At 49.7% G+C, this 14,491-nt stretch carries 9 protein-coding genes; 7 read left to right on the top strand and 2 right to left on the bottom strand.

Annotation, left to right across the window (positions count from 1 at the left end):
* Positions 1–42 precede the first annotated feature (42 nt).
* Positions 43–819 (top strand): hypothetical protein, encoded by a 777-nt coding sequence (locus tag HZ996_02305; GenBank protein ID QTN38019.1) that lies wholly within the window; start codon positions 43–45, stop codon positions 817–819.
* Between the two features lies 1 nt (position 820).
* Here the strand turns inward: HZ996_02305 and HZ996_02300 are convergent, their stop codons facing one another.
* Positions 821–2,164 carry a T9SS type A sorting domain-containing protein gene (locus HZ996_02300; protein ID QTN38018.1) on the bottom strand — a complete coding sequence of 448 codons (1,344 nt, stop codon included), beginning with the start codon at positions 2,162–2,164 and terminating at the stop codon, positions 821–823.
* 49 nt (positions 2,165–2,213) lie between these two features.
* Here HZ996_02300 and HZ996_02295 point away from each other — a divergent pair, with 49 nt between their 5' ends.
* The 4 genes from HZ996_02295 to HZ996_02280 all read left to right on the top strand — a co-directional run bounded on the left by HZ996_02295 (position 2,214) and on the right by HZ996_02280 (position 7,992).
* Positions 2,214–2,825: an RNA polymerase sigma-70 factor gene (locus tag HZ996_02295; GenBank protein ID QTN38017.1), complete on the top strand. Its 612-nt coding sequence runs from the start codon at positions 2,214–2,216 to the stop codon at positions 2,823–2,825.
* Between the two features lie 6 nt (positions 2,826–2,831).
* A complete protein-coding gene (locus tag HZ996_02290; protein QTN38016.1) occupies positions 2,832–3,857 on the top strand; it encodes a FecR domain-containing protein in 1,026 nt (341 codons plus the stop codon).
* On the top strand, positions 3,818–5,545 hold the full coding sequence (locus tag HZ996_02285; GenBank protein ID QTN38015.1) for a hypothetical protein: 1,728 nt from the start codon (positions 3,818–3,820) through the stop codon (positions 5,543–5,545). Before HZ996_02290 ends, HZ996_02285 begins: the two co-directional genes overlap by 40 nt.
* A gap of 95 nt (positions 5,546–5,640) precedes the next feature.
* Positions 5,641–7,992, top strand: coding sequence for a TonB-dependent receptor (locus HZ996_02280; GenBank protein QTN38014.1), 2,352 nt, complete (start codon positions 5,641–5,643; stop codon positions 7,990–7,992).
* A 172-nt stretch (positions 7,993–8,164) separates the two neighbouring features.
* Here the strand turns inward: HZ996_02280 and HZ996_02275 are convergent, their stop codons facing one another.
* Complete coding sequence (locus HZ996_02275) at positions 8,165–11,944, bottom strand: choice-of-anchor J domain-containing protein (protein QTN38013.1); 3,780 nt, start codon at positions 11,942–11,944, stop codon at positions 8,165–8,167.
* A gap of 175 nt (positions 11,945–12,119) precedes the next feature.
* Between HZ996_02275 and HZ996_02270 the strand changes: the two genes are divergently transcribed.
* Together HZ996_02270 and HZ996_02265 are read left to right on the top strand one after the other, a co-directional pair.
* The gene (locus HZ996_02270) at positions 12,120–12,857 is read left to right on the top strand and encodes an NUDIX hydrolase (protein ID QTN38012.1); all 738 of its coding nucleotides are present in this window, start codon (positions 12,120–12,122) and stop codon (positions 12,855–12,857) included.
* A gap of 9 nt (positions 12,858–12,866) precedes the next feature.
* Positions 12,867–14,489, top strand: a complete 1,623-nt coding sequence (locus tag HZ996_02265; GenBank protein QTN38011.1) for a sodium/solute symporter — start codon at positions 12,867–12,869, stop codon at positions 14,487–14,489.
* The last annotated feature ends 2 nt before the right edge of the window (positions 14,490–14,491 follow it).

Genomic DNA, 14,491 nt, shown 5'->3' with positions numbered 1-14,491 from the left:
ATTTAGTACCTTTCGCCCGCAAAACCTTTTACCTATTTGGTCATGAAAAAAACCACTGTCCTCCTTGTCTTGGTTTTCGTCGCCTTTGGAGCCTTTGCTCAGGACATCTTGGTCCTCAAAGACGGTACCCGAATCGAAGTTGTATTGGAGTCCATTTCCGATGATGAAATCCGCTATCGCCGCTACGGACAGGTAGCCGGGCCCCTCTATTCCAAGAGTCGTAAATCTGTTGCGGTCATTGAATACGAGAACGGAATGGTAGAGCAGTTTGGGAGCACCAAGGCCGTAATGGAAATTACCGATCGGAACTTGATCGGGTATAACTACTTCGATCTGGTTACGCTCAATTTTGCTTTTAGCTATGAGCGCTTGTTGGACGAAGAGGGAACGGTATCTCTGTACCTTCCCATCCGCGTCGGTTTTGCTCAGGACAACAGCTACCTGGAAGATCCTAACGTCTTTGGGGCCGGCTTAGGCTTTAACGTCTACCCTTTTGGCCAAAGAAAAGTGGCGTACTACACTGGTGCGATGATCCACTATTCACTGCGCGAAACCTACGTTTATGCCGATTATTTTGACGAGCCAACCCAGTCGTGGATTTACGAGTCGTATTACGACAACCACAATTTCCTCGGCGGATATGTCACCAATGGAATGAAGCTCAACTTCAATGACCGACTCGGCCTCAACTTCAATCTAGCCCTCGGATTCTTGATGGATTTGAATTATGATGATCCCGATTCTCAGCAGTATTACTACTACAGTGATCGGACGCGATTCCACGCTTTAGGGGAAATCGCGCTGTTCTATCGTTTCTAAGTTATTCCACGATCCATCGAATGGCCCTACGGGCCGATGGAACCTGAACGTCCACTACATAAACCCCCGCAGGAAGTTTCCGCGGCAGATTCAATTCCTCTCCGGACCAGTTGGCGGTTTCAAAGACCACGCGGCCCTGAAGGTCAACGATGCGTATCTGAGCCTGAGCTACAGTGCCGCCGAAGCTGAGCTGAGCGCTGCCGTGAGATGGATTGGGGGAGATGGACCATCGGGCCGTGAGGCCCTCATCCAAACCGATATTCGTTATCGAAACACAAGCGCTGGTATCTTGGCAGCCATCGTCCGTAATCACGCAGGCATAATCCCCATTCGCAGTAGCCGTGTACGACTGACTGGTACCGATGACTTGACCATCGCTACAGTCAATCCACTGGTAAAGCAATGCGCCCGAGTGGGCAGCGGATAAGGTGCTTCCTGCTTGATTGATACTCAAATCAAAGTCGATGATGGTCAAGTCCAAGGATACGATACTGTCGCATCCCGCCGAAGAAGTCAGACTGTCGGTGTAAACTCCCGAGGTGGTATAGGTTTGACCACCCGCCGTGGTATAGGTGAAGCAAGCACTCACGGTGTCTGAGGCAAAGGTGGCACCGTTTCCAGTAACAAAGTTGGAACTGGTTCCGCTCATTTGGAAGCCTGAGTAGGTTCCATTCTGCGTCCCTTTGCTGTCTGTGGCCGTGGTCACTCCCGTATTGGTTCCGCCCGCCACACCGTCTTCGAATTCAAAAAGCATGGTCAAGTCTGGGGAGTTGATGTCGACTGAGCACGAGCTGTACAGCGTGGCCACTTCTGTGGCCGTGAGCGCTCGAGTCCACAAAGCTGCGTCATCAAATCGACCTACGGTCCAGAAGGGAGGTCCGAACTGAGTCTTACCGACCTCAAATGCGACATTCCCGTTGCTGATGCTTCCATTCGCGGGAGTGGTTCCGACACTCACACCATTGTGAAAGACCTCGGTTTGCGTTCCATTATAGGTGAAGACAAAGTGGTTCCAGGCGTTCATTTGGAGTCCGGTGAATACGATGTCAAAGGCGGTTCCCAAGTTGTTTCGAAAGCGACATTCGACATTCGAGGCGGAGAGTTGAAGTAAGTAGAAGTCGAAGCTGGTTTCGGTTCGGAAGCCGGCGAATCCGTCAAAATCAGGAAAACCAGGACTGGGATTGGTCGGGTAGACCCAGAAGGCCATGGAGATGTTCTGGTTGACAAAATGGCTGGAGGCGTTGGGGACGGACATCACATCGTCCACCCCATCGCAGGCGATGCCGGTTTGAGCCGAGGCCGAGAGTGTCCCCGCTACGGCCAACAGGAGTAAAAGTCTTTTCATGGTTCACGGTTAAGGTTTGGTCAAGGTAAGAATTAACTAATTTGGCCCCATGTCCACTGCCTCCCTTCCGGATCTTTGGCCGCGCATACAAGCCGGAGATGAATCTGCCTTTGAGGAGGTGTTCCGCGCCTACTATTCGGACTTGTGCCGCTTTGCGCATCGCTATACGTTGGATCCACAGCAAAGTGAGGACTTGGTTCAGGATGTTTTTTTCAAGTTCTGGCAATCGGCTTCGACCTTGGAGTTGCGGACCGCAATGCGCCCCTATTTGTATCAGAGTGTTCGCAATGCCTGCCTAAACCACATCAAGCACTTAAAGGTGAGAACGGCCTATGCTGAGGGGCAATCGGGCGCTTCGGGCGTTTCGGAAAATGAATCTGAACTGTGGGAACTGGAGCAACGGATCAATGACGCCATTGGTCGCCTTCCCGAGAAATGTCGAGAAATTTTTGAGCTCAGCCGATTTGCTGGTTTGAAGTATCAACAGATTGCAGACGAGCTGGGTATTTCAGTCAAAACCGTTGAGAATCAAATGGGTAAAGCGCTGCGCTTGCTTCGCGAGGAGCTCAGCGATTACATGCCGCTTATTGTGGTCGGCGCAGCAGGGGTCATTTATTTGATTGTGGAGATAGGGGTAAATATTCACTGGGTTGTCTTATAAGTGAAGATGTCGCACGAAGGAGCTGAACATAGCATGTACGAACTCGTGGTCAAGCAATTGGCCGGCGAGACTTCCCCGGCCGAAGACCGTGAGGTTGCGGCGTGGGTAGAAGACTCCGTCGAAAACGCGAAGGAGTATGAGCGTATTCAGCAGGTGTGGGATGCTTCGAAAATCAGTGAATGGACTCCTGATGTGGATGTCGCCTGGGCGCGAATGAGCGCTCGAATGCATCGAGAAACACCGGTAATCGATTTAAAACCGAAAAGACGACCTATGAAAGTTCCGGCGCTGTGGCGTGTTGCTGCCGCCGTAGCCATCTTGTTCGTTGCCCTTTGGTTCATCCGTCAGGCCTTGCAAACACGGCCTGACGATTATCGAGACTGGTCTGGCCAAGTGGCCGCTCTGGAGCAGGTGATTCAGGAAGAGTTGAAGGACGACTCGAAAGTTGCTTTGAAACCGCAAACCACGCTTTTTGTCGCAGATGATTTTGGACGAAAAGAACGTGCTGTCGCCTTGGAAGGCTCGGCTCAATTCAGCGTAGCGAAGGATGTTGAACGGCCGTTTACGGTCTGGGCAGGCGAAGTGACGGTAGAGGTTCTCGGCACCGAGTTTCTCGTTGAGGCGTATCCGGATTCCGGGTTTGTTCGGGTCGATGTTTCTGAAGGTCTTGTAGCCGTGATGTCCGCGAAGGACACCCTGCGCTTGAGCGCCGGAGAAACGGTTCGATTCGAACGCGGAACAGGCGTGATGCTCCCACAGGAGCAAAAGCCGGACGCATTCTTCTGGAGCAATCGTTCACTTGATTTTCGACGTACACCACTGGATGAGGTCGTTGCGACATTGAATCGCAACTATCAATCAAACCTCGTCCTCGCGAACCCTCAGCTGGCCAATTGCCGATTGACCGCGAATTTCAACGATCAAGTGATCGACGATATCGTGGATGTCCTATCAGCTACGCTGAATCTCGAGGTGCGTAAAGAAATGAGCACATGGATCATCGATGGAACGGGCTGCGCCCCAAGTTTGTAATTCTTTTGCTTTCCCTGATTTTGGGATCATCTTGGACGGCCTCTGCCCAAGATCTATTGAACCGTCGCGTCAGCGTTCGCTATGAGAGCGTCGTTCTCGAAGACGCCTTGGACAACCTGAGTCAAGAAGCCGATTTTCGTCTTTCCTATTCGCCTTCAATGGTCGATGTCGATCGGGTCATCACGTATTCAGCCTATCAGGAGCGGCTTCGTGTGGTGATTCGAGATATGGTCGGTCGAGATTATGATGTGTTGCGTCGCGGGAGCTTCGTGGTCATTGTTCCAGCAGAGGCCTCACCGGTGGCAACACAACTCACCATTGAAGGCCAGGTGCTGGATGCCCAAACAGGGCAGGCATTGACCGGCGCAACCATCTATCGGGTGGACGAGCTCAAAAGTGTTGCGGCTTCCACTTCAGACGGTTCCTACGCCTTGGACGTGGAAACACGGGACAGCACGGTTTGGGTGGCGATTTCCAAGCGTAATTATCGAGATACCGTCATAGCGGTGAATACGCGTGACTTAAACGCACTCAACATCACTCTAGAACCGGACAGCGCTCAGGCGGTCGCCTACTCTCCGGTAGACAGCATGAAGCTGGTTCGCTGGTTTAGGCCTTCAGTGGATTGGTCCTTTATCAAGAACGTAGAGCTCGACCAGATCAAAACCGCACAGGTTTCCTTTGTTCCAGGCTTGAGCACGAACGGAAGGCTGAGTGGTGAGATCGTCAACAACTTTAGTTTCAATGTTCTGGCGGGTTACACGGGCGGAACGCGTGGATTTGAGCTCGGGGGTCTTCTCAACATCAACCGATACGATATGTACGGGGCTCAAATTGGCGGGATTGGAAATGTAGTGGGTAACCGTACCACGGGTGTTCAAATTGGCGGAATTTACAACTGGACGGACAGCCTGAGCGGGGTACAAGTTGGAGGAATCTTCAACAACGTTGACCACGCCCTGGCGGTACAAGTGGGAGGGATCGCCAACATTGGTAAAGATTTTACCGGGCTTCAAATTGCGGGCATCACCAACGTGACTTACGAGGAAATGAACGGTCTTCAAATTGCCGGGATTGTCAATCAAGGTTATGGCGAAGTCAAGGGAGCTCAAATTGGGCTAGTGAACGTTGCCGATCATCTTTCAGGATTTCAGTTGGGGTTGGTCAACGTCGTGGACAGTTTGAAAGGAGGTGCCGCATTCGGTCTCTTCACCTTTATCCGCAATGGAATCCACACCCTGGACATCCAATACAATGAGTGGGATCAATTAGGTGTCCGCTTTGTCACCGGGACCAAGCCGCTCTACAACATCTTCCGATTGGGATATCGACTCAATGGACAACAGCCTCAATGGGCAGTGGGTTACGGTTTGGGAAGTCAATGGCATTTCACCGATTGGGCCTTCATCAACTTTGAGGCGGTGGCCAATGCCATGACCACGAATTCGGCGTGGTCCGGAAACATTAATGGGATGGGTGATTTTCACATCAATTTGGGCTTTGAAATATTTGATCACTTCAGCATTTACGGTGGCCCGGTCCTGCATACCTATGTGACGGATTATTTGAACCCCGAAACGGGCGAGTACGGGAACCTGGAGGTACCCAGCAACACGCTGTACGAATTCAACGATGAGGGCATCGTGACCCGCGGTTGGTTGGGGTGGAATGTAGGGGTGCGGTTTTAGCATCGGCCCGTAGGGCCAAAACTTTTTTAGGGTAGCGTAGGGGTAAATGGGCGCTGAGGTGTCCTAGCTATAGAAAACCAAAAATCTATAGCGCCATGATTTACAGAATCTGCTTAACACTTTTTCTTTTCGGGCTTTTGAGTCTTCCCGCACAGGGTCAGGAGGTGACGCAACACATCTTCGGAACCGTTCAGGATCGAGACGCTTTACAGCCGCTGCCCGGGGCCAACATTGTCCTCACTTCCGTGGACCCTCCTCTGGGGGCGGTCACGAACGCGGACGGGACATTTCGTTTGTCCGACGTCCCTGTTGGGAGACACACCTTGGAAATAACTTTTATTGGATACGGTACTCAGGTCATCCCCAATGTGGTAGTGACTTCGGGAAATGCCGTTCGTATTGACGTTGCGCTGGTCGAGTCAGCTGAGGTGCTTGGCGAGGTAGAATTGACTTCGCGCGCCTCAGCAGACCGCCCTACCGACGATATGGTCTTGGTCAGTGGTCGTTCCATCACCGTTGAAGAGACCAAACGAATCGCCGGGGCCATAGATGATCCTGCTCGAATGGTCACTTCCTTTGCGGGGGTGACGAACGGTTCGGATGGAAACAACGACATCATCGTCCGGGGTAATTCGCCCAAGGGCGTCCTCTGGAGATTGGAAGGGGTGGAAATTTACAACCCCAATCACTTCGCCGATGAGGGCTTTACTGGAGGGCCGATCAACGCCCTGAACAGCCAGGTTTTGGGGACCTCGAACTTCTATACTGGGGCCTTTGCACCCCGATATGGAAATGCCCTGAGCGGAGTGATGGACATGACCTTGCGAAACCCCTCCACCGAAGACCGTCAGTATTCAGCCACTCTTAGTGTGCTGGGTACGGACCTTACCGCAGAAGGGCCCTTCGTCAAGGGGGGTAAGGCTTCCTACCTCGTGAACTACCGGTATTCTACACTCGCCTTGATCAGCAATCTGGGATTCCTGGACTTCGACGGGATTCCGGAATATCAGGACGCGGCCTTTAAGGTCAACCTTCCTTTGGGGGATCGCCACAGCCTCAGCGTATTTGGTATGGGCGGGTACAGCCATATTGAGCAGCTCGGCTATGCGGATGAAGAAGAGACGGAAGAGTCTTGGAGTTCTTTCTTGACTTCTAAGATGGGCGTGGTTGGAGCGAACCATACTTGGGTCCTCGGCGATCGAAGTTATTTCAAGAATACCTTGGCCATCACTGGCCGAGGGCAATCTGACGATTACCAAGAGCAGTGGGATGATATCGATGGCCTCGACCTCTTATACCGCAGTGAGATTCACAAGTACAACGTCATAGCTCAGTCCATCTATCACCATAAAATTGATGCTACGAGCAAGCTCCAAGCTGGAGTTACGGGGACACGCCTTCACTATAACTTAGAATCGCAAATGTGGAATTCCGATACGGATCGGTTGGAGACCACCTTGGAGTCTTCAGGTTCAACCCTGTCGGCGCAGGCCTTTGTCAGCTGGAAAAAGAGCTGGGGCCCTCGTTGGGAGACGGTGGCGGGGTTGCACCTTTTGTATTTTGATTTGAATTCTTCCTTAAGCCCAGAGCCACGATTGAGTATTGCCTTCCAGGAAAATGAAAATCGCCGATGGAGCTTTGGCGCTGGAGTTCATTCGCGATTGGAAACGGTATCCATGTACCTTGCTGAAGTAGAACAGCCCGATGGAAGTTTTACTCGTCCTAATGATGATTTGGGTCCAACCAAGAGCGCTCATTTTGTATTGGGCATGACCCAAGAACTAGGCGAGCATCATTCTCTGAGTGCTGAAGTTTATTACCAGCACCTGTACGATGTTCCTATAGGCGGTGCCGGGGATCCTGAATACTCTTTGCTCAACAGCTGGGGGTGGTTTTCGACTGTGGATTTAGCCAATGATGGTACCGGCCGAAACTATGGATTGGACCTTTCCGTGCGTCGGGATTTTTCGCGCGACTACTATTATATGGCAACGGCTTCGGTTTACCGCTCTTTCTTTACTCCCTTTGATGGCGTAGAGCGGAACTCGGTCTTCGACGGGCAGTATGCCTTCAATGTGCTGGGCGGTAAAGAATGGAAATTGGGGAAAGTAGAGAAGCACCGAACGCTGTTCGTCAATACGAAAGTAGCCTACACCGGAGGACAATGGTACACGCCCGTGGATTTAGAGGCGAGTATTGCCGAGGGATCTACTGTTCGCGTAGACGATTTGTACAGCGCCAAAGGGGAAGGGGTGTTCAAGCTGGACTTGGCCATTGGTCTTCGCCGTTCTCGGGCGAATTGGTCTTCTGAATTCAAAATTGATGTCCAGAACGTAACGGCCAACCAAGCTGTGGTTTATGACTGGTACAACAGCGATACGCAGAGTGTTGAGTACGGATACCAATTTCCACTTCTTCCCGTTATTTCATACAAAGTCAGCTGGTAATGAATCCCTACAACAAGACTGCACGCTTTTTATGGTGTGCGCCTGATGAGGACCTCGAAGATCGTTTGGACGAGGGTTCGGAAGAGATGGAAACAGAGTAAATAAGAAAGCCCGGCCGCAAGGCCGGGCTTTTATTCAGAAGCTCTACACTTTAGTCTGGGTCTATGACTTTTTACTCCTGAATGATAAGTTTTTCAACTTTGTAGTCTGAAGCTGATTCAACAACTACGGTGTACCAACCGGCTGAGAGACTGCTTGTATTCAAGACCACTTCCAGAGCATTAAGTTCTGGTTGAACGGTTTGAACTACGCGACCTTGAGCATCTACGATGCGAATCGTACGCTCACCAGACTGCGCCCAAGTAATGGTTACTTGATCTTGAGCAGGATTCGGGAACATATCAAAGGCTCCGGCCTCTTCTTCCAATCCAATGGTACAAGCATCACAACTATTCCAGCATACCACTGGCATTGTCTGATCCATAGCTGGCATAGCCAACATACGGTTTACAAAGACGTTGGTGCCATCAATGGTAGTCAAGGTACATGGTGATCCGTCCGTCAAGTTTTCTTGATCTGTCCAAGCGTCTACGGTATACTTCCATTCGATGGTATCGCCTGGGGTAATGTTGTTGAATGGAACGGTCAAATCGTAGATGTTATCTCCATCTGGATCTTGCATTTCATTACCACAACTTCCGCACCATCCGTTGAACGTACCGTTCACGTGAACCGTAGTGTACGCTCCACCAGTATATCCGGACATATCAACTTGGAAGGTAATGTTCACATTGATCGGGTTTGCTGGACAAGCCATGCAGCTTTCGTAGCAAACGACTGGCATTACCGTGTCGTTTTGGACATCCAAGTATCGGTTAACAAACTGTCCGCTTGGATCCGTAATAACACAAGACATACCCGAGTTCAAGCTTTCGTCAAACGCCCAGTTGTCGATACTGTACTTCCACTCGATAGGTCCATTTGGAATGTCAGCGATGGTTAATTCCCATACACCGTCACCATCTGAGTCATCCATTTGAGCGCAGTCTCCACACCAGTTGTTGAAGTTTCCACTGACATTGACATATCCAAATGCCGCGCCGTAGTTATTCATGTCAACCTTGAAGGTTACATCAGAATCGGTATCTGCTACATCGAGCATTACATCATCGATGGCAACCCCGTCGGCCCATGCACCACCATCGTCGTGCTTGAAGACAAATCCGACAGAATCAGAACCTGCTACTGCAGATACGTCCAATGTGCGGTTTGCCCACGCCGTTGCTGGTGAAGGAGGTACAGAATCGAGGAGCATAAGTGGACCACCATTCATAGAATACCATACGGTGGCTACAGAACCATAATTCTGGTCTCCATAGTATTCAAAAGATAAGTTCAAGGACTGACCTGCATAACCTGAAAGGTCAAATGGAGGAGTCCACAACAAATCGTTGCTCATGTCACAGTCACAGGCATCGTCATTACTCGCCATAAAGTTGGTGTGAGCAGGAACTGGCCAGAATTGTGAAGCATGCATAGTATCATCTCCCCACATAAATCCATTGGAGCCAGCGTTGTGCGTTGTGTCCCAACATGCAGGCATTCCTCCAGTTTCGAAGTCCTCTGTATATGGAAGGGTCATCACCATACAAGGATCTGGTGCGACGCTTACACTTACGTCGTCAATAGCAACGCCATCTGCCCAGGCTCCTTGATCGTCATGCTTCCAAACGAATACAACTGAATCCGAACCTGCAACTGCAGAGACGTCAAGGGTACTCATTGCCCAAGCCGCAGCAGGGGATGGCGCCATAGAGTCCAGAAGCATCAACGGCCCTCCGTTCATGGAGTACCATACTGTTCCAATAGAACCGTAGTTCTGATCTCCGTAGTATTCAAAAGAAAGATCGAGGAGTTGACCGGCATAACCGCTCAAATCGAATTGAGGAGAACGAAGCAAGTCATTGCTCATATCACAATCACACGCGTCGTCATTACTCGCCATAAAGTTCGTGTGTGCTGGAACTGGCCAGAACTGAGAACCCATAGCTGTTGCATCACCCCACATGAATCCGTTAGATCCAGCGTTTTGCGTGGTATCCCAACATGCTGGGAACCCAGCTTCAAAATCCTCTGAATACGGCAACATGCTGACAACACATGGGTTTCCAGTGTTTGCACAGTTGCTCGTATGTGTACCAAGGTCGGTGTAGGTGTCTGTTGGATATACATCCCACTGCGTGGCACCCACTACCCAATCAGTTTCGCCCATGTCTACGGTTGCCATGCGAACCAAGGTGTGGTTTTGAGTGCTTCCGCTTCCTACTGGCCAGCTGCTACCTGGATCAATATCAACTTCTCCAATAATGTCTAGGGTGTCTGATCCCTTCACGAGAAGAATAGCATCGTCTCCGTTGAAGTTCACCGCACTAAAACCAGACAACAATGTGTCGGCCATAGCCGCTAGGGTAGAATCCGCATTGGAGTTTACCATCACATACGTTCCGTATGGAGCAATCATTCCTTGAGGGCTCGACAAGTTGTTGAATGAGCCCGAGTTTACGTTACAGTAAACGGAGTATAGGGAAAGATCGATGGCGTTAGGTGTAGGGTTGTAAAGCTCGAGCGCTTTATTAGAACCAGAACCTTCAATGTACTCGCTGATGATCAAATCACCACAGGCATTCGGGTTGGTTCCACTGCCACTAGCCATCATAACATTGTCGCAGTAGTACGTCTTATCACCTGCAGTAGCTCCGTCCACCCCAAAGTTGAAGAAGATAGACAGTTTGTCATAGGTGTTGTTGTAATCAATCGCGGCAGTACCAGTCGCCTGGTTAGCGAAATCGAATGTCAACATTTCCCAGGCATTGGAAGTAGTAGTCATGGCATCCGTTTCAACGGAAATAGCTGGATCTGCTGCATCCTCCGCCTTAAGGCGTACCACAATTCCTGAATCTGGAGAGTAGACCATAACAGTCATTTCGTTCGCAGATGCTGAGAAAGGTACAGGGTTTGCCAATCCAGCAGCTGTACTCATGGTAGTTCCAGCCCATGTTGGCGCATCAGCCGTTTTATTCATGGTCATAACCATGTTCGACCCTCCGGCAGGGTCCATTACAACACTTGCAGTTGAAGAACCTCCAAATGGAAGGACCGTGTAGTTTACTGTAGAATCATCAAAGGTTATGGGAAGATCCACTTGTGTGAGTACCGGGCCAGCGGCACAGGCAGCACAAGAGTTAAAGCATGCTACATCAAGAACGGTATCAGCGAAGTAAATGATGTTACGATTCGTGAAACCGCTGTTGGTTACGGTACATGACTCACCACCGTTAAATTGTTCTTGATCTGCCCATCCGTCGATGGTAAATTTATACTCCATAGAACCGGCGGGTAGTGGAGCGACCAATTCGTAGATGCCATCCCCATCAGGATCGCTCATCTGAGTTCCCGCACAGCTTCCACACCATCCTGAGAATGGTCCGTTTACGTGTACGTTGGTGTACGTACCTGTGTACTGGTTCATGTCTACTTTGAAAGTCACGTTCACGATGGGTGCAACGTATCCGCAGGAGTTGCAGCTTTCCCAACACACCGCGGGTAGCACAACATCTGCATTCACATCCATGCTTCGGTTAGTGAAACCACCATTTGTCACGGTGCAAGGGGTACCAGACAAGAAATTCTCTTGGCCCGCCCAAGCATCGACTTGGTATTTCCACTCAATAGGTCCAGCAGGAACAGAAACAACAGCCTCATAGATCGAGTCTCCGTCTGCGTCTAAAAGTTGATTTGACGTTCCGCCCCAGCTATTAAATGTACCGCTAACATACACGTTGGTAAACGTGCCTGTGTAATCACTCATGTCGACCTTAAAGGTCACATTGTGATTGGTTTGCGCAGTCAATAACATGGGAACGAAAAGAAGAAATAATAATACTCTCTTCATAGTTATTGGATTTTCAATTGATTACAGTTTAGGTTGACGACGGTGAAATTATAAAAACTTATGGTATTATTCACCAAAAGTTCCTACATTTCGACAACATTTTTTTAATCCTCAGTTCATAAAACTTACGGAAATAGCGCTGATAAGCGTATAAAGTACAATTAATATTTAGTGTATGGACCCTCAGGCCCACGAGAGCATTAGAGCCGAATACGATATTTATCCCATTGCTTTAGAAGATTTCTTCAAGGCGGCATTTTCTGTGGACTGTACCGTTTTTGGATTTGACGAGGATGACCTGAAGGTTCTATTGGTGCAACGGGATGCCGAGCCTTTTAAGGATGCCTGGGCACTACCGGGTGACCTAGTCTATCCAAAGGAAGATTTGACTGATGGGGCTTCTCGAGTCCTCAATGATCTAACCGGAATCAACAATTTATACATGGAGCAGGCACACACCTTCGGCAGTGTGGGGCGTCATCCGCTCGGTCGCGTCATCACGGTTGCATATTACGCGTTAGTTAATATAGGTCACTATAACCCTCAAAGTTCTTCATGGGCCAAGAACGCTCATTGGCACGCCGTTTCGGATTTACCAGAACTTGCATTCGATCACGGAGAGATCATCGTTAAAACTTTGGAGACACTACGTGCGACGGTCCGTCATCAACCCGTAGGGTTTGAATTATTGCCAGCTACTTTTCCGCTGGGGGCGCTGCAACGCCTTTATGAGGCCCTATTGGATAAGACCTTTGATAAAGCCAATTTCCGCAAGAAGATCTTATCCATGGGGCTTTTAATAGAAACCGGAGAGCGGGAGCAGAACGTGTCTCACCGTCCGGGTAAACTCTATCGATTTGACCAAGAGCGTTACGACGAGCTAATCTCCAAGGGCTTTTCCTTCGAGCTGTAATTCTATTCTATGGGCGGCGAATTCAATGCATACGACTATTCGGTTCTAGCCGCTTATTTCCTGTTGATCTTCGGGATATTCATCTTCTTGTATCTGAAGGATCGCAAGAAGGGTTTGGACTCTGACAGTAGCGCATACTTTTTAGGGGGTCGAGACCTGTCTTGGTTCATCATTGGCGCTTCGCTTTTTGCCTCTAATATTGGATCGGAACACTTAGTCGGACTGGCGGGCGCCGGTGCTGCAGGTGATTTTCCCGTGGCACAGTTTGAATTACTGGCCTCATTCATGCTCTTGTTGTTGGCTTGGGTATTTGTACCTATTTACTTACGCACGGGCATTTTCACCATGCCTCAATTCTTGGAGAAGCGCTACAACTCTTGGGCGCGCTCCTACCTCACTTGGATTTCCATTATCGGATATGTGTTGACGAAGATTGCGTTGACCATCATGGCGGGTGGTATCATTTTCAAGGCCTTGCTGAACATTGACTTCTGGTTCGGAGCCATTATCGTTGTCGTTGCAACGGGGATCTACACTCTTTTTGGAGGTCTGAAGGCCGTAGTCTACACGGACATGGTTCAGATGTTTATTCTCTTGGGTAGTTCCATCGCCATCACTTTTATCGGTTTGGATAAGCTAGGTGGGTGGTCCAACTTGGTGGCTACTGCAGAGCCAGGCTATTTGGACCTATGGCGATCCATGGACCATCCAGATTTCCCCTGGACAGGAATTCTCTTCGGAGCCCCGATTTTAGGAATTTGGTATTGGTGTACGGACCAGTTCATTGTGCAGCGGGTACTTGCTGCTCGAAATTTAGATCATGCCCGTAAGGGTAGCATTTTCGCAGCCTATCTCAAGGTGCTTCCGTTATTCTTATTCGTTGTACCAGGGGTTATTGCCTATAAATTGTCTATAGGGCCTGATGCGGTGATTCAATTCCCACTTGAAAATGGAGAACCCGTGTATGATGCGGCTCTTCCGCTCGTCACCAAGCAGTTATTGCCAACCGGCCTTAGAGGGCTTGTTGTCGCTGGTTTGCTGGCGGCGCTTATGAGTTCCTTGAGTTCTGTTTTCAATTCGTGTTCAACCTTAATCACCATGGATGTTTATCAGAGAAGATTTCCTGAAGCATCTGAGCGGCGCTTGGTAGCCGTAGGCCGATGGTCAACTGCGGGGTTGGTGGTTTTGGGAATCGCCTGGATTCCCGTTTTACAACTTTTAGAGGGAGGCCTATTCCAAAAGCTCCAAAGCTTACAGTCCTACATCTCTCCGCCGATTGCTTCGGTTTTCCTTTTGGGCATTTTTTGGAATAGACTCAATGCAACGGGAGCAAAATACGCCCTTCTCACTGGAGCGATCCTCGGTGCATTGAGGCTTGTTTTGGAACTGAGCAAGGAAAATTGGTCTGGCATTCTGCTTTGGTTTACAGAGATCAACTTCTTGCATTTTGCCCTGCTGCTTTTCTTGATATCAAGTGCTGTACTTGTACTCGTGAGTTACAGGACATCTCCACAAGAAGACGCTATTGGTCCTATTGATTCGGATGGGTCTCAAAAGGCCCCATTAGCCCACATTTTACACACAATTATAGTCGTATTCCTGGTCTTTGGACTATGGTGGTACTTCTCCTAATC

This window comes from Cryomorphaceae bacterium (genome assembly GCA_017798125.1).
GTDB lineage: Bacteria > Bacteroidota > Bacteroidia > Flavobacteriales > ECT2AJA-044 > ECT2AJA-044.
This window is presented reverse-complemented; position numbering and strand designations above follow the sequence as displayed.

Excerpts from the sequence above, each read along its gene's own strand:
- HZ996_02305 (QTN38019.1), top strand. The coding sequence starts at position 43 with ATGAAAAAAACCACTGTCCTCCTTGTCTTGGTTTTCGTCGCCTTTGGA.
- HZ996_02300 (QTN38018.1), bottom strand. The coding sequence starts at position 2,164 with ATGAAAAGACTTTTACTCCTGTTGGCCGTAGCGGGGACACTCTCGGCC.
- HZ996_02295 (QTN38017.1), top strand. The coding sequence starts at position 2,214 with ATGTCCACTGCCTCCCTTCCGGATCTTTGGCCGCGCATACAAGCCGGA.
- HZ996_02290 (QTN38016.1), top strand. The coding sequence starts at position 2,832 with ATGTCGCACGAAGGAGCTGAACATAGCATGTACGAACTCGTGGTCAAG.
- HZ996_02285 (QTN38015.1), top strand. The coding sequence starts at position 3,818 with ATGGATCATCGATGGAACGGGCTGCGCCCCAAGTTTGTAATTCTTTTG.
- HZ996_02280 (QTN38014.1), top strand. The coding sequence starts at position 5,641 with ATGATTTACAGAATCTGCTTAACACTTTTTCTTTTCGGGCTTTTGAGT.
- HZ996_02275 (QTN38013.1), bottom strand. The coding sequence starts at position 11,944 with ATGAAGAGAGTATTATTATTTCTTCTTTTCGTTCCCATGTTATTGACT.
- HZ996_02270 (QTN38012.1), top strand. The coding sequence starts at position 12,120 with ATGGACCCTCAGGCCCACGAGAGCATTAGAGCCGAATACGATATTTAT.
- HZ996_02265 (QTN38011.1), top strand. The coding sequence starts at position 12,867 with ATGGGCGGCGAATTCAATGCATACGACTATTCGGTTCTAGCCGCTTAT.